Here is a 14,803-nt window from a genome sequence, read left to right on the forward strand (position 1 = left end):
GTTTAACGATTTATATTTATGATGCCAACTGAGTCTAAAATTTGAATGGGTTGAGTTTATCACTGTGTAGCTTAACAGGCGCTGACATACCACTGATTTACTATTTAATTTTTGATGGTAAGAATAAACAAGCTGTGTCAGCTAGGAATCTGGTCAACTAATGGTTAAAATCGATTCTCTTTGTTATCTATGGAAATATCTAATGTCGTTAGTTAAAACGGTTTCTCTATTACTTGCATGTTTAGTTATGCCTGCTGCTTTGGCTCAGACTTTTACATTTACCGCTATTCCAGACGAGAATGAGAGTCAGCTAAAAACCCGTTTTGACAAGGTGGCTCGCTATTTAGAAGCAGAACTTGGGGTGGAAGTTGCTTATGTTCCTGTAAAATCTTACGCTGCAGCAGTTACGGCCTTTCGTAATAATCAAGTGCAATTGGCGTGGTTTGGTGGTCTTTCTGGTGTTCAGGCGAGACGGTTGGTTCCAGGATCGAATGCGATTGCACAAGGATATGAAGACCAATATTTTAAAAGTTATTTTATCGCTCATCACTCCACTGCATTAGTTAAGTCTACTAACTTCCCTAATCTTAACGGATTTACCTTCACCTTTGGCTCTAAAGGTTCAACCTCGGGTCGTTTAATGCCGCAGTTTTTTATCGAACGCAACATGGGTAAAAAGATCGAAGACATTTTTACCCGTACCGGATTTTCTGGCGACCATAACCGTACTATTGCTCAGGTTGAAGCTGGGGCTTATCAGGTTGGCGCCGTCAACTATAAAGTATGGGACACTATGGTTGAGAAAGGCGAAGTCGATACCAATAAAGTCAAAGTGATTTGGGAAAGCCCGGCTTATCCAGACTATCAGTGGACAGTAAGAGCGGGTGTCGATCAGCAGTATGGTGAGGGTTTCAGTGACAAATTAAAGGCAGCGTTACTTAACATGAAAGATCCAGATCTATTAGCCAGCTTTCCTCGACAATCTTTTGTTGAAGCCACTAATCAAGCTTATGAGCCGATTGAGTCAGTAGCGCAAACGATTGGGTTGTTAGATTAATCAAGTGTTAGCGTTAGAATCGATATCATTACATTATCAAGATAAGCAGGTGATAGATAAGTTATCCTTATCTATCACCCAAGGTGAAAAGCTGGCTATAGTCGGGGCTTCTGGCGCGGGTAAATCGACCTTGCTTACCCATATATATCAGCAACTTCAGCGCGACGCCGCACTATGTTCTCAATCTCAAGGACTGGTAGATGCACTTAGTGTTTATCACAATGTATTTATGGGAGCCTTGAGCCGTCACTATTGGCTCTATAATTTGGCTAATCTTGCGTGGCCGTTTAAGCGCCATCTTAGCGATATAAAATTGCTTTGTGATTCACTTTTCTTAGATGTCTCACTTGATACTAAGGTCTCCTCCTTATCGGGAGGACAGCGTCAACGAGTTGCTATTGCTAGAGCCATTTATCAAAACCAGCCTGTGTTTATTGGGGATGAAGCATTTTCGGCGCTTGACCCTATTATGGCCGAACGTTTAGTTGAGTTGGTATTAGCTAAGCATGACACTGTGATTATGGTATTGCATGATTGTGCTTTGGCGTTGAAAAATTTTGATAGAATTATTGGATTACAACAAGGTCAGATTGCGATTGATAAACCCGCTAGTCAATTGAGTCCACAGCAACTTAGTGACTTCTTCGATGGCGTGGCTCAGAGCGCAGTACAACAAGCGTGATCAGATTTCCTTTCTTTGGTGCTTGGCAGCGATTAACACTATGCATTTGGTTTATTGCCATTATTTCGGCTTATTTCGCTGACATTTCTGTGATTTCGTTAGAGCCATGGAGTGAACTCACTCGCATGGCATTAGGCTTCATTACGCCAGACTTTTTTGCCACGGAATCTATGGGTCGTGCGTTATGGTTAACCGTCAGTTTCGCGTTGTTAGGCGTCGCCTTAGGTCTGCTTTTGGGCGCGCCACTGTCGTTAATTTATCAATCAAGATTTGTTGCCGGGATTTGCGCCATGGTGCGTGGCATTCACGAGATATTTTGGGCGCTGTTATTTTTACAACTATTTGGTTTATCACCTATTACGGGGATTTTAGCGATTGCATTACCTTACGGTGCAACATTCGCCCGTGTTTTCCATGATATTTTGCAGCAGTCTCCCAACACCACAACTCAAACGATGCCAAGCGCTGTTGATAGGGTTAGTCGTTATACCTATGGCAAGTTAGGGCATGTTTACCCCTTGATGTTGGCTTATATACGCTATCGATTTGAGTGTGCTCTTCGCAGCAGTGCTGTCCTTGGCTTTATTGGTATGCCTACGATAGGTTTCTACCTTGAGACAGCGTTTCGTCAAGGGAACTATCATGAAGGGGCGGCATTACTGATGTTATTAGTGCTGCTTATCGGGACCATCTCTTGGTGGGCGAGGGCAAAGTTGCTTCTGGTTTACCTGTTGTTCGCGATTGTGACTTTACCTCCTATCGGTGCGGTTGACGGTTTATTAGTGTGGCAATTCATTAGCCATGATCTGTTACCCCCCGGGATCAATAGCATTGTTTATGGCCAGATTGGGCTGACTCAGGGAATGGAGCTGTTTATTGTTTGGTGGCAGCGTTTGACCTATGAGCAGGCTTTACCTGGGATGCTGGCGACATTGATTTTGGCGCTATGCGCATTAGGTGCGACACATCTACTGGCATTGTGGGGATACCTCGCTGCCAGTCGACATTTGCGAGGTCGATTTGCCGCAGGAGCTAGTCAGCTTTTGCTGCTGCTATTAAGATCGATACCTGAATACCTGCTGGCCTTCATCTTTATGATGTTGCTAGGGCCATCTATGTTACCCGCAATTGCGGCATTATCACTTCATAATGGCGCATTGATCGCGTATTTGGTCTCGAGGCAGGATGGTGCGATTAAAACTAGCGCATTGTATTATCCGCGGCTTGACCATTTTTCTTATGAGGTTTTGCCACGGATCTATCCCAATTTAATCTCGCTGTTGTTTTACCGTTTTGAGATTATTTTGCGTGAAACCGCTATTTTTGGCGTGTTGGGAATAGCGACCTTAGGATTTTATATTGACAGTGCTTTCGCCGAAATTCGCTATAGTAACGCATTATATTTATTGCTAACGACAGCACTATTAAATGTGGTTGTCGATATTATCGCTCGTCGATTAGTGGCCAAACGATTACCGCAAGGTGTGGTACTTGGGCAAGCTTCCTGCGTAGCTTAGCCTTTATTCTTATTCGTGTTGGGCTTTCGTTCGGCGTTTGATAATACCTTTGCAGCAAAATGCTGCGACTAAGGTAAATAAGGTGACTGCAGACATAATTAAGGCATAATCCTTATCTACATCGCATCATAGCCACTACCGCCCCCATAATCGCCAACGGCACATAAAATTTAGTCAATTTGGAATATTCTGGCACTATAGCGGCGCCGTTTTTCTCGATGAGATAGTTGATTTCTCCCTATTGCAGCAAACAATTTTACTGCGTTTTTTGCAACAGGGGTTATCTCTAGACTTGGAAAAAACGGTGAGTGAAAGCTGGATGTTAGTGATCACCGCTACTCACAGAGACTTACAGGTTGAAGTCGCAGAAGGGCAGTTTGGTGAAGATTTCTATTATCGTCTAAATGTGCTGCCCATACATATGCCAGCATTGAGAGGGCGCCGTGAAGTATTGGGCGTTTGGTAGAGCATTTTTTACAGCTGCATAGTAAGCGATATGTGCTGTTAGACGATGTCGAGACATGATGGCAATCGCACTAAGGCTTTACAGTTTTTAGGCCTCAGTTATGAAGGCATTCGTATATCGTTTGGAAAAGTATCAGTTAGTGTAGATGCTCGCGATAAGCAACCGCAGCTTTAGACCAATGTTACTCGTAATACCTGAGGTAACAAAGCGTATATCACCTTGGGGATCGATAATATAGATCGCCGGAAAAGCCAGTGCTCCCCATTGTTGATGTATGTTTGAGGTGTCATTAATGACCTTAAATTGATAGTCATGCTCACGCATAAACTGTGCGATCTCTTCATCACTACCAGATCCAACCGCAATTGTGATCACATGATGATCATTGACAAGCGTGTTCACCATTGGGGAGGTGACACGGCACACTGGGCACCAGGTCCCCCAAAAGTAGATTAGTGTTGGCTCTGTTGTTGATAGCGAAATTGGGGCCCCCTCAATTGTTAAGCTTGAGAGTGCTGGTGCGTGACCATTAATCATGTGACGCTGTTGGTATGAAAGCGCTAAAAAAGCGATGATGCCAAACAACAGTAGATCTCTAAGCCAGCGATGTCGTCTCTTTTGGGGAAACAATTTCTTTTTCAAACCAGTTTGTGTTTTGCTTCGATTTAATTTGTTACTGGCAGACATTCTTGCGTAAGCCTATAGGTATTGGCTTGGAGTTTGCCTTGTCCAAATTCGGCTATAGGCCATTAATTGTGGGTAGAAAGTGCGAAAGGCTATCTCAATTTCAATATCCATTTTTTTAACGGTTTTTACGGCGCCATTAAAAATCTCAGGTTTTGATACACGCTGAGCGACAGATTCGATAGCTTTATGTAAACCACTCGGGGTCTCGTAGGCCAAAAGCCAGTTCTCTTGCTTCATTTTAGGCACAATATCGATAAGTTTAGCTGGCAGCTGTTGGGTATTTTCTATGGCAAAATAAGCCCCTTGGGCAAATTCAGCCAATGACTGATTGTGATATTCATCCCAATATTTCGCCAACATATGGTCGAATGCCAAATCGATGAGTATGGGGGCTGCACGTTGTAAATTGGAGGGGAACGCCGCACGTAACTCTTTAGTAAGTTCATGGCTGTCGGTTAACGAATCTATTTGTCTGTGTAGCCAAATGCCTTGTTGTAGCGCTTTAGGGTGGTCAGATATGTTGCCCTTAGCGAAGTCGCCAGCTAAATTTGCTGCCAGGTTGGTTTTACTATTATCTGCGAGGTGAAGGTGTGCTAGAAAGTTCATTAGATAGCGTTTATTTTTCTTTATCAAAGCATTGTTTTCACGTTATCATGCTCCTCTGTGCTAAGGAACCTTTATTTTGATTATCGCGTTGATGATATTAAGTTGGTGACTTTACGGAGTGCACATAGTGATTATTCATTAACCTATCGGTTTTTAAGGATCAAGGATGATGTGGAACTGGTTCTCCAAATTGCTTAATAAAAAAGTACAACCTAAACGTCGACGCGTACAGGTTGATATCCCTATAGAACAGCACACCTACCGTAAGGCTCAGTTCGGTTTACACAGAAACTCATCTAATGATGAGGATAAAAGCCGCCGCTAAGCTTAATTCGGGTTGATCTTCTCGGTTTCTGCAAATAGACTAGCGGCCGATTTATGCTGAGCAGAGACCCATTATGCGTGTTGCCGATTTTTCTTTCGATCTCCCTGATGAACTGATCGCCAGATATCCTATGCCTGAGAGAACAGCTTCTAGATTGTTGACCCTTGACGGTGTAACAGGTGCTTTGGCTGATAAGCAGTTTACCGACATACTCGCACTAGTTAATCCTGGTGATCTGATGGTGTTTAATAATACTCGGGTTATCCCTGCTCGGCTGTTTGGGCAAAAACAAACTGGCGGTAAGCTTGAAATATTGGTTGAGCGTATGCTCGATGACAAGCGTATCCTTGCCCACGTGAGAAGTTCTAAATCGCCTAAGCCTGGTAGTATAGTTTGCTTAGACGGTGGCTATGAGATGACCATGCTTGAGCGTCATGACACCCTATTTGAACTTGGGCTCAATAGCGATAAAACGATTCTAGAAGTGCTCGAAGAGGTGGGGCATATGCCACTTCCTCCTTATATCGATCGCCCAGATGAGGATGCGGATAAAGAGCGTTATCAAACCGTTTATAATCAGAACCCTGGTGCGGTTGCTGCGCCAACAGCTGGCCTTCATTTTGATGACACCTTGCTTGCCGCATTAAAACAGAAAGGCGTTAACACCGCTTTTGTTACTTTGCATGTGGGCGCTGGCACCTTCCAACCCGTACGTGTCGATAATATCCTTGAGCATAAGATGCATTCTGAGTGGGCAGAAGTGCCTCAAGAGGTTGTCGATCAGATTAAAGCGACAAAAGATGCGGGTAATCGTGTGATTGCCGTTGGCACCACATCGGTTCGCTCTTTAGAAAGCGCGGCTAAGGCTAGTGATGGTGAATTAAAGCCATTTAGCAGTGATACCGATATCTTTATCTATCCCGGTTATGAGTTCAAAGTGGTTGATGCGCTGGTGACCAATTTTCATTTGCCAGAATCGACACTCATCATGCTCATTAGTGCATTTGCCGGTTTTGATGAGGTAAAAAACGCCTATCAGCACGCGATTGCTCAAAAATACCGCTTTTTTAGCTATGGTGATGCCATGTTTGTGACTAAAAAAGCGAACTAAGAAGTGATTTTGTTTTAAAATACCCACCCCACAATTGCGGTGGGTATTTTTTTGCAGTTTTTTAAGATTCAGGGTTGATACTCAATTGTTTGCCCTTATCTCTATTGATCATCAGTGCTAAAACATTTTAGCGTGAATAGAGTCAGACTGTTTCTCTGGCGAGGTAAATTATGAAATTTGAATTAGATACAACAGATGGTCGTGCTCGTCGCGGTCGCTTGGTTTTTGAACGAGGCACTGTAGAAACCCCAGCATTTATGCCGGTAGGAACCTACGGTACGGTAAAAGGAATGACGCCTGAAGAGGTCCGCGCTACGGGTGCAGATATTCTTCTTGGTAACACTTTTCATTTGTGGCTTCGTCCTGGCGAAGAGATCATGCGTAAGCATGGCGATTTACACGATTTCATGAATTGGCAACGTCCAATTTTGACTGATTCCGGTGGATTCCAAGTATTCAGTCTGGGTGATATTCGTAAGATCACCGAAGAGGGGGTGCATTTCCGCTCACCAATCAATGGTGAGAAGATCTTCTTAGACCCTGAGAAGTCGATGCAGATCCAAGACTCTTTGGGTTCTGACGTGGTGATGATTTTTGATGAATGTACACCGTATCCAGCCACAGAAGATGAAGCGCGTAAATCGATGCAGATGTCTCTGCGATGGGCTAAGCGCTCTCGTGATGAGTTCGATAGGCTCGAAAATCCTAATTCGCTATTTGGTATTATCCAAGGCGGCGTATATGAAGACTTGCGTGATGAAAGTCTAGAAGGTCTGGTTAATATTGGTTTTGATGGTTATGCCATCGGTGGTTTAGCCGTGGGCGAGCCTAAAGAAGATATGCACCGCATTTTGGAGCATGTTTGTCCTAAAATCCCAACTGAAAAACCACGTTACTTGATGGGGGTCGGTAAACCAGAAGATTTGGTTGAGGGCGTGCGTCGTGGTGTCGACATGTTTGATTGTGTTATGCCAACACGTAATGCTCGTAACGGTCATCTATTTACCAGTGAAGGTGTTATCAAGATCCGCAATGCGCGCCATCGCGATGATACTTCACCACTCGATGCTAAGTGTGATTGTTATACCTGTAAGAACTACTCGCGGGCATATCTTTACCATTTAGATCGTTGTAATGAAATTTTGGGAGCGCGTTTAAACACCATTCACAATCTACGTTATTACCAAATGTTGATGGAAGGTTTGCGCGGCGCAATTGAGACAGGTACATTAGACGCCTTTGTTGAGGAGTTCTACACCAGTCAAGGTCGTGAAGTCCCTAAGTTATCCGATTAATTTTACTGCTAATAAGAAGAGAGAAATATGTTCATTTCAAATGCATTCGCAGCCGACGCTCCTGTAAGTGGTGCTGGTGGTACTATGGAATTAGTTTTCATGCTGGTCATCTTTGGCCTGATCTTTTACTTCATGATTTTCCGTCCTCAATCAAAGCGTGTTAAAGAGCACAAGAACCTAATGAGCTCGTTGAGCAAGGGTGATGAAGTGTTAACTAGCGGCGGGATTTTAGGCAAAATAGCTAAGATCAGCGATGAGAATGATTACGTATTGTTGACTATCAACGAGACGAGCGAGATCACAATTAAAAAGGATTACATTGCGGCTGTGTTGCCTAAAGGGTCTATTAAGTCACTTTAAGTTTTAACTAAGTCACTTTAAGCCAAGAGGGCGATGGTGTGTTAAATAAATACCCAATGTGGAAAAACCTAATGGTGATGATTATTATCGCCGTAGGTGCTTTCTACGCAATACCAAATCTATTTGGTGAAGACCATGCAGTGCAGATCGTTGCAACGCGCGGTGCTGAAGTCAACGTATCAACTCAGACTCAGGTCAATGAGGTACTGTCGGCTACAGGCATTGCTGTTAAGCGTTCTGAGCTTGAAAATGGTCAGTTGTTAGTGCGTGTAGCAAATGCAGAACAGCAGTTGCTTGCTAAAGAAGCAATTGCAGATTCACTCGGTGATAAGTACATCGTGGCGTTGAACTTAGCGCCAGCTACGCCGCTGTGGCTAGAGTCGATGGGCGGTAGCCCTATGAAACTGGGTCTCGACTTGCGTGGTGGTGTTCACTTCTTAATGGAAGTGGACATGAGCGAAGCGATACGTAAGATGACCGAAGCTAAAATCTCCGATTTTAGAAGCGATCTTCGTAGCGAAAAAATCCGTTATGCGGGTATTCGTAATACCCCAAAAGGGATTGAGATTAAGTTTCGTGATGCAGACAACCTAGCTAAAGCTGAGCAGTTCCTCAAAACGCGCAGCAACGATATGGTCTTTACCGATACGACGTCGGGTGACGATTATCAGTTGCTTGCCAACATGAGCGAAGTCTACCTTAAACAGATTAAGGAAGAGGCGCTGCAGCAAAACATCACAACGTTGCGTAATCGTGTAAACGAATTGGGTGTTGCTGAGCCTGTGGTACAACGCCAAGGTGCAGAGCGTATCATCGTTGAGTTACCCGGTGTTCAAGATACCGCACGTGCTAAAGATATCTTAGGCGCGACAGCATCGATTGAATTCCATATGGTTGACGAAAAAGCTGATGCAGCTGCTATCGCAAGTGGTCGCATCGCTGCCAGCTCGCAGATCTATGAGCGTCGTCAAGGCGGTCAGGTCGCTCTGCAAAAAGCTGTGATGCTGACGGGTGATCATATTCAGGGGGCACAACCCAGTTTTGATGAATATAGCCGTCCACAAGTATCAATTAACTTAGATGCAAAAGGTGGCTCTATCTTCTCAAACGTGACCAAAGACAATATCGGTAAGCCGATGGCGACTTTGTTCATTGAGTATAAAGATAACGGCGCGAAAAACCCTGATGGCAGCGTTAAGATGGACAAAATTGAGGAAGTTATCTCAGTGGCGACCATTCAAGCACGTCTAGGACGTAACTTCGTTATTACAGGTCTTGATCACTCTGAAGCGCAAAACTTAGCCTTGTTACTGCGTGCTGGTGCCTTGATTGCTCCTGTATCTATCGTTGAAGAACGTACTATTGGTCCAAGCCTAGGTGCTGAAAACATCGAAAACGGTGTTCAGGCGATGATTTGGGGCATGGCTGTCGTACTTGTCTTTATGTTGGTCTACTACCGTGGCTTTGGCTTAATAGCAAACCTCGCATTAACCGCTAACTTAGTGATGGTTGTTGGTGTAATGTCCATGATTCCAGGTGCGGTTTTAACCTTGCCAGGTATTGCCGGTATGGTATTGACTGTGGGTATGGCTGTTGATGGTAACGTACTTATTTACGAACGTATTCGTGAAGAGTTACGCGCTGGTAGAAGCGTTCAGCAAGCAATACACGAAGGTTATGGCAATGCATTTTCAACCATTGCCGATGCTAACATTACCACCTTTATGACAGCGTTAATTCTATTTGCAGTGGGTACCGGTGCTGTTAAAGGCTTCGCGGTCACTCTGATGATAGGTATTGCAACGTCTATGTTTACTGCCATCGTGGGTACCCGTTCAATCGTGAATGCGATTTGGGGTGGTAAGCGCGTGAAGAAACTGTCTATTTAAGGGGAAGTTGACCATGTTCCAGATTTTATCAATTAAAGGCACGATCAACTTCTTACGCCACGCTGTGCCGATTAGTATCTTATCGCTTATTTTAGTGATTGGTTCCTTAGGTTCGTTAGCGGTTAAGGGCATTAACTGGGGGCTCGATTTCACCGGCGGTACTGTCGTTGAAATGGAGTTTACCCAGGCGGTTGACCTTAATAAGCTGCGCAGCGTGTTAACCTCTGACGAAACCGATGGTGCCTTGGTACAGAATTTTGGTTCTAGTCGCGACGTGCTGATTCGTTTACCCGTCAAAGAAGGGGTTAAAAGCGATATTCAAGTTGAACATGTAATGGAAGCTGCATCAGCGGTTGATCCTAGTGTGATACAAAAGCGCGTTGAGTTCGTTGGACCACAGGTCGGTAAAGAACTTGCAGAGCAGGGCGGTTTAGCGGTACTTGTTGCGCTTATCTGTATTCTTATCTATGTCTCTTTCCGCTTTGAGTGGCGTTTAGCGATGGGCTCGGTTGCGGCATTGGCGCACGATGTGATTGTGACCTTAGGTGTGTTCTCGGTATTCCAACTGGAATTCGATTTGACTGTACTTGCAGGCGTATTAACGGTTGTAGGTTACTCACTTAACGATACGATTGTGGTGTTTGACCGTATACGTGAAAATTTCCTTAAGATGCGTAAAGGGACACCCGAAGACGTCGTAAATACGTCGATCACACAGACCATGAGCCGTACCATTATTACTACTGGTACAACATTAGTTGTGGTGGTGGCCTTGTTCCTTAAAGGCGGCACCATGATCCATGGGTTCGCCACGGCGCTACTCATGGGGATTTTTGTGGGTACGTTCTCCTCGATCTATGTGGCAAGTTTCTTAGCGATTAAGCTTGGTATTAATCGCGAGCATATGATGCCTGTTGAGATTGAAAAAGAAGGTGCTGATCAAGACGCCTTGATGCCTTAATTTTATTTGCACTGCAATATGATAAAAAGCCACTTTATGTGGCTTTTTTTATTGTTCAAATAGACAAAATTGGCCATATTCTTACTCGACATCCAGGTTGCTTTGAAGATAGGATGTTTTGTCGATATATCAATCGCATTATTTAAGTACGCTTTCTATACCGTTTAATGTTGTCGTTAAGGTCTATAATTTTTAAAGATCGAATTACGACTTTTAAGGTTTATGATGGGTATAAACTCCTTAGTAGGAGCAATAAACGGATCTCAGTATTAATTTGCTGGCATTACCTTAATAATTTGCCAGAAGAGCAATAGCAGTCGGGGATATTAACATGGAAGAGAGAAGTCGATTAGTTGCTGGTGGCAACCTATTACAAGCCCATAGTTGGAAGGGAATGTTAGAAGCGTGTGGTATCGCTGTCGAACTGCGTGGCGAAGCATTATTAGGCGGTATTGGTGAGTTACCTGCCGATCTGTTAGATGTTGAGCTTTGGGTTGCCGAGTCTCAGTATGAGCAGGCTAGAGCTCAACTAGATACGCTTAATAGTGAAAGCCCTAAGTGGCAATGTGTTAAGTGTCATGAAACTAATGAGGGCAACTTTGAACTCTGTTGGCAATGTGGCGCAGAAAGAAGTGAACTATTAAGTTAGCCAGCACCTACTATTTTAATAATTATTTGATTTAGGCTGCTAATAGAGTCTTGGGCATGTTCAGACAGCATTAATCTGTAAAAAGACATGAGTGCCAAAGGTTCTAGATAATTTAACGCCTGTTAAGAGAAAAAACCTGCTATGCAATATTTTCCCCTGTTTGTTAATACTCAATCACTGCGCGTGTTGATCGTTGGTGCCGGTGAAGTTGCCAGCCGTAAATTAGATCTCCTTAGTCGCACAGAAGCTCTGTTGTCGGTTATCGCTCCAGCCGTTTGTGATGAAGTTTTAGTTTATGCCCAAAGCGGAAGGATCACACTATTACAACGTGAAGCGAGTATTGATGATATTGCAGATATTGATCTCTTGTATCTCGCCACAGCGGATGATGCGCTTAATTATGAAATGGCGATGTATGCCAAAGCGCAAGGCATATGGGTAAACGTGGTCGATTCCCCCTCATTGTGTCAGTTTATTACTCCTTCGATTGTTGATAGAGGCAGGCTGCAGGTGGCGATCAGTACTGCAGGCGCTGCGCCCGTATTTGCTAGGGAATTACGTTCCCGAATAGAGACGTTATTGCCAAACACTCTTGAGCCCCTGTTTGATTTTATTGCTCAGCGTCGAGTGGAAGTGCAGCAGCGACTCCCCATTTTTAGTCAACGTAAACTGTTTTGGGAACAGTTTTTTAAGGCTAATGGTGACCGTTTTGATCGTCATACAACTACGCATTATGACAATGCGTTTAATCACCTTGTCAGTGAGGGAGAAATATTGCTGATTGATGATGAAACACCGTTGTCATTGCTTCCCATTGCTGCAATGCCGTTGATGCAGCGGTTAGATCTTATCTGCAGTGATTTAAGCCTACCGAGTGAGCTACTTGAGCTTTGTCGTCGAGATGCTTCAAGAGGCACGCTTATTCCGCTAAGTGAACTAACCCAGCGCTTTGAAAAAGGGGAGCGTTTACTGATTTACGCTGATGTAGGTGTGATCAGCAAATTAGCGGCTCATTTCCCTATGGCTAAGCGTTTGCAAGCGGGCTCCTTGTAAGGTATCGATTTAATCATCAGCGTTGTTGTGCTTTCTTGCTAGGAATTGAGGTAGACTAAGCCAAATTTTCGTAATCTTGATTGATATGGCACCTAAAGCAACTGTTTATAAAGCACAATTACAAATAGCCGATATGGATCGTGGCTACTACCACGATCATAACCTCACCCTTGCTCAACATCCATCTGAAACCGATGCCCGTATGATGCTGCGTTTACTTGCATTCGCATTAAACGCTAGCGATAGCTTACAGTTCAGTAAAGGGTTATGCGTGGATGATGAGCCTGAGCTTTGGCAAAAGTCGTTAAGCGATGAGATCGAACTCTGGGTCGAATTTGGCCAAAGTGATGAAAAGTGGGTGAGAAAAGCATGTGGCCGCTCTAAACAAGTTCAACTTTTTGCCTACGGTGGTAGAAGTGTACCTATCTGGTGGCAACAGAATCAGCAAGCCTTTAGTCGCTACGCCAATTTAAAGGTCTGGAATATTCCTGAAGAGGCCGTTAAGGCAATGGGGGAGTTGGTTAGCCGCAGTATGATAGTGCAGTTTAATATTAGTGAAGGAGAGATCTGGATGTCGAATGACCAAGGTAGCGTGCAGATCATCCCTGAAGTATTAAAAGAATAACCCTTCGAAAAGAGAAACCTGTCTAATGACAGGCTTCTCTATTTTTCTATAATTAATCACTATTTAGTTGTATTACGCTTGCTCAAGTAATGCATCTTCATCTTCGCCTTTACCTTTGGTTTTGACTATGATGAGACCAGTAATAACCAGTGTTGAAATCACACCAGCAATAGTCGATAAGGTCATAGGTAGACCTGCACCTAAGGTGGCTGAGTTTAGCAGGAAGCTTATTACTACCGTTGTCATAAACATCGCTGGAACAGTACATATCCAATGAAACTTGTTATGACGTAACAAATAGGCTGAAGCTGTCCATAACATCATGACTGCGGTCGTTTGGTTTGCGACACCGAAGTAGCGCCAAATTACACCAAAATCAACCTGAGTCAGAATCGCGCCCATGATAAATAATGGGATTGCGAGCAATAGACGCTTTGGTAGCGCGGTTTGTGGCATTTTGAAGAATTCAGCCAAGATCAAACGTGCAGAGCGAAAGGCAGTATCACCAGAGGTAATAGGTAAAATGATCACGCCTAAGATAGCCATAAAGCCACCGACTGCACCAAGTAAGCCCGTTGACGCTTCATAGACTACGTTTGCAGGGTTGCCAGCCATGCCCGCGTTTAGTCCTTCAACGCCACCAAAGAATGATAACGCAATTGCACACCAAATAAGCGCAATAACACCTTCACCTATCATAGCGCCATAGAATACGAAACGACCATTTGATTCATTTTCAACACAACGAGCCATCAGTGGTGATTGGGTTGCATGGAAACCTGATACTGCACCACAAGCAATGGTGATAAATAGTGCTGGCCATAATGGCATATCATTTGGGTTTAAGTTACTGAAGAAATCACCGATTTCAAAACCAGGCATCAATGTGTGTTCGCTAGATACGGCAAGTGCGATAGTCAAACCAACAGACATAAACAGCAATAATGCACCAAAGAAGGGATATAGCCGGCCGATAATTTTGTCGACAGGTACTATGGTCGCAATAAGGTAATAAGTGAAGATCACGCCAAGGAAAATACTGACATCCCAGCCTGTTAATTTACCGAGTAGACCAGCAGGAGCAGAAATAAATACCACACCAACCAACAACAATAGGATGATGGCGAAGACGTTCATAAAGTGTTTAGCACTCTTGCCTAGGTATTTACCTGCAAGATTTGGCACAGATTGACCGTTATTACGAACAGAGAGCATACCTGAGAAGTAATCATGTACTGCACCAGCAAAGATACACCCTAGTACGATCCACAGCATTGCTGCTGGTCCATAAAGCGCCCCTAAGATAGGACCAAAGATCGGGCCAACACCAGCGATGTTGAGTAATTGGATTAAGTATACTTTACCTTTTGACATTGGCACAAAGTCAACGCCATCGGTTTTTGTAAAGGCGGGTGTTTGGCGAGCTTCATTTATGCCAAACACTTTTTCAACAAATTTACCGTAGATAAAATATCCGCCGAGTAATAGGCCTACACAAAGTAGAAACCACATCATAATTA

The 14,803-nt window shown here is 43.9% G+C and carries 16 protein-coding genes; 13 read left to right on the top strand and 3 right to left on the bottom strand.

The window, feature by feature from the left end; all coding sequences use genetic code 11:
- The first annotated feature begins 202 nt into the window (after positions 1-202).
- The 4 genes from K0I62_RS07795 (at position 203) to K0I62_RS19230 (ending at position 3,722) form a co-directional block, all read left to right on the top strand.
- Positions 203-1,057: a putative selenate ABC transporter substrate-binding protein gene (locus K0I62_RS07795; protein WP_220070897.1), complete on the top strand. Its 855-nt coding sequence runs from the start codon at positions 203-205 to the stop codon at positions 1,055-1,057.
- Between the two features lie 4 nt (positions 1,058-1,061).
- Positions 1,062-1,739 carry an ATP-binding cassette domain-containing protein gene (locus K0I62_RS07800; RefSeq protein ID WP_220070898.1) on the top strand — a complete coding sequence of 226 codons (678 nt, stop codon included), beginning with the start codon at positions 1,062-1,064 and terminating at the stop codon, positions 1,737-1,739.
- A complete protein-coding gene (locus tag K0I62_RS07805; RefSeq protein WP_220070899.1) occupies positions 1,736-3,256 on the top strand; it encodes a PhnE/PtxC family ABC transporter permease in 1,521 nt (506 codons plus the stop codon). The genes K0I62_RS07800 and K0I62_RS07805 overlap by 4 nt, the downstream gene beginning before the upstream one ends.
- 241 nt (positions 3,257-3,497) lie before the next feature.
- Positions 3,498-3,722, top strand: coding sequence for a sigma 54-interacting transcriptional regulator (locus tag K0I62_RS19230; protein WP_258405112.1), 225 nt, complete (start codon positions 3,498-3,500; stop codon positions 3,720-3,722).
- Positions 3,723-3,854: 132 nt separating this feature from the next.
- On the opposite strand, the gene K0I62_RS07815 is transcribed toward K0I62_RS19230, so the two are convergent.
- Together K0I62_RS07815 and K0I62_RS07820 are read right to left on the bottom strand one after the other, a co-directional pair.
- The gene (locus K0I62_RS07815) at positions 3,855-4,364 is read right to left on the bottom strand and encodes a protein disulfide oxidoreductase (protein ID WP_258405113.1); all 510 of its coding nucleotides are present in this window, start codon (positions 4,362-4,364) and stop codon (positions 3,855-3,857) included.
- 57 nt (positions 4,365-4,421) lie between these two features.
- Positions 4,422-5,015, bottom strand: a complete 594-nt coding sequence (locus K0I62_RS07820) for an acyl carrier protein phosphodiesterase (protein WP_220070901.1) — start codon at positions 5,013-5,015, stop codon at positions 4,422-4,424.
- A gap of 166 nt (positions 5,016-5,181) precedes the next feature.
- Here K0I62_RS07820 and K0I62_RS07825 point away from each other — a divergent pair, with 166 nt between their 5' ends.
- The 9 genes from K0I62_RS07825 (at position 5,182) to K0I62_RS07865 (ending at position 13,283) form a co-directional block, all read left to right on the top strand.
- Complete coding sequence (locus K0I62_RS07825) at positions 5,182-5,340, top strand: hypothetical protein (RefSeq protein ID WP_220071472.1); 159 nt, start codon at positions 5,182-5,184, stop codon at positions 5,338-5,340.
- A 73-nt stretch (positions 5,341-5,413) separates the two neighbouring features.
- The gene (gene queA, locus K0I62_RS07830; protein ID WP_220070902.1) at positions 5,414-6,451 is read left to right on the top strand and encodes a tRNA preQ1(34) S-adenosylmethionine ribosyltransferase-isomerase QueA; all 1,038 of its coding nucleotides are present in this window, start codon (positions 5,414-5,416) and stop codon (positions 6,449-6,451) included.
- 170 nt (positions 6,452-6,621) lie between these two features.
- On the top strand, positions 6,622-7,746 hold the full coding sequence (gene tgt, locus K0I62_RS07835; RefSeq protein ID WP_220061186.1) for a tRNA guanosine(34) transglycosylase Tgt: 1,125 nt from the start codon (positions 6,622-6,624) through the stop codon (positions 7,744-7,746).
- A gap of 27 nt (positions 7,747-7,773) precedes the next feature.
- The gene (gene yajC, locus K0I62_RS07840) at positions 7,774-8,106 is read left to right on the top strand and encodes a preprotein translocase subunit YajC (protein WP_220070903.1); all 333 of its coding nucleotides are present in this window, start codon (positions 7,774-7,776) and stop codon (positions 8,104-8,106) included.
- 38 nt (positions 8,107-8,144) lie between these two features.
- The gene (secD, locus tag K0I62_RS07845) at positions 8,145-9,995 is read left to right on the top strand and encodes a protein translocase subunit SecD (protein ID WP_220070904.1); all 1,851 of its coding nucleotides are present in this window, start codon (positions 8,145-8,147) and stop codon (positions 9,993-9,995) included.
- A gap of 13 nt (positions 9,996-10,008) precedes the next feature.
- Positions 10,009-10,956 (top strand): protein translocase subunit SecF, encoded by a 948-nt coding sequence (secF, locus tag K0I62_RS07850; protein WP_220070905.1) that lies wholly within the window; start codon positions 10,009-10,011, stop codon positions 10,954-10,956.
- 331 nt (positions 10,957-11,287) lie between these two features.
- Positions 11,288-11,605 carry a putative signal transducing protein gene (locus tag K0I62_RS07855; protein ID WP_220061183.1) on the top strand — a complete coding sequence of 106 codons (318 nt, stop codon included), beginning with the start codon at positions 11,288-11,290 and terminating at the stop codon, positions 11,603-11,605.
- Positions 11,606-11,746: 141 nt separating this feature from the next.
- Entirely contained in the window at positions 11,747-12,658 is a 912-nt protein-coding gene (locus K0I62_RS07860; protein WP_220070906.1) for a precorrin-2 dehydrogenase/sirohydrochlorin ferrochelatase family protein, read from the top strand.
- A gap of 85 nt (positions 12,659-12,743) precedes the next feature.
- Complete coding sequence (locus K0I62_RS07865) at positions 12,744-13,283, top strand: YaeQ family protein (protein ID WP_220061181.1); 540 nt, start codon at positions 12,744-12,746, stop codon at positions 13,281-13,283.
- Positions 13,284-13,355: 72 nt separating this feature from the next.
- On the opposite strand, the gene K0I62_RS07870 is transcribed toward K0I62_RS07865, so the two are convergent.
- Positions 13,356-14,798: a carbon starvation CstA family protein gene (locus K0I62_RS07870; protein ID WP_220070907.1), complete on the bottom strand. Its 1,443-nt coding sequence runs from the start codon at positions 14,796-14,798 to the stop codon at positions 13,356-13,358.
- Positions 14,799-14,803: the final 5 nt, after the last annotated feature.

It is taken from the genome of Shewanella psychrotolerans, assembly GCF_019457595.1.
GTDB classification, from domain to species: Bacteria; Pseudomonadota; Gammaproteobacteria; order Enterobacterales; family Shewanellaceae; genus Shewanella; species Shewanella psychrotolerans.

Bases quoted from the DNA above. Each gene is read 5' to 3' on its own strand.
- K0I62_RS07795 (WP_220070897.1), top strand. From the start codon at position 203: ATGTCGTTAGTTAAAACGGTTTCTCTATTACTTGCATGTTTAGTTATG.
- K0I62_RS07820 (WP_220070901.1), bottom strand. From the start codon at position 5,015: ATGAACTTTCTAGCACACCTTCACCTCGCAGATAATAGTAAAACCAAC.
- K0I62_RS07825 (WP_220071472.1), top strand. From the start codon at position 5,182: ATGATGTGGAACTGGTTCTCCAAATTGCTTAATAAAAAAGTACAACCT.
- queA (WP_220070902.1), top strand. From the start codon at position 5,414: ATGCGTGTTGCCGATTTTTCTTTCGATCTCCCTGATGAACTGATCGCC.
- tgt (WP_220061186.1), top strand. From the start codon at position 6,622: ATGAAATTTGAATTAGATACAACAGATGGTCGTGCTCGTCGCGGTCGC.
- yajC (WP_220070903.1), top strand. From the start codon at position 7,774: ATGTTCATTTCAAATGCATTCGCAGCCGACGCTCCTGTAAGTGGTGCT.
- secF (WP_220070905.1), top strand. From the start codon at position 10,009: ATGTTCCAGATTTTATCAATTAAAGGCACGATCAACTTCTTACGCCAC.
- K0I62_RS07855 (WP_220061183.1), top strand. From the start codon at position 11,288: ATGGAAGAGAGAAGTCGATTAGTTGCTGGTGGCAACCTATTACAAGCC.
- K0I62_RS07860 (WP_220070906.1), top strand. From the start codon at position 11,747: ATGCAATATTTTCCCCTGTTTGTTAATACTCAATCACTGCGCGTGTTG.
- K0I62_RS07865 (WP_220061181.1), top strand. From the start codon at position 12,744: ATGGCACCTAAAGCAACTGTTTATAAAGCACAATTACAAATAGCCGAT.
- K0I62_RS07870 (WP_220070907.1), bottom strand. From the start codon at position 14,798: ATGATGTGGTTTCTACTTTGTGTAGGCCTATTACTCGGCGGATATTTT.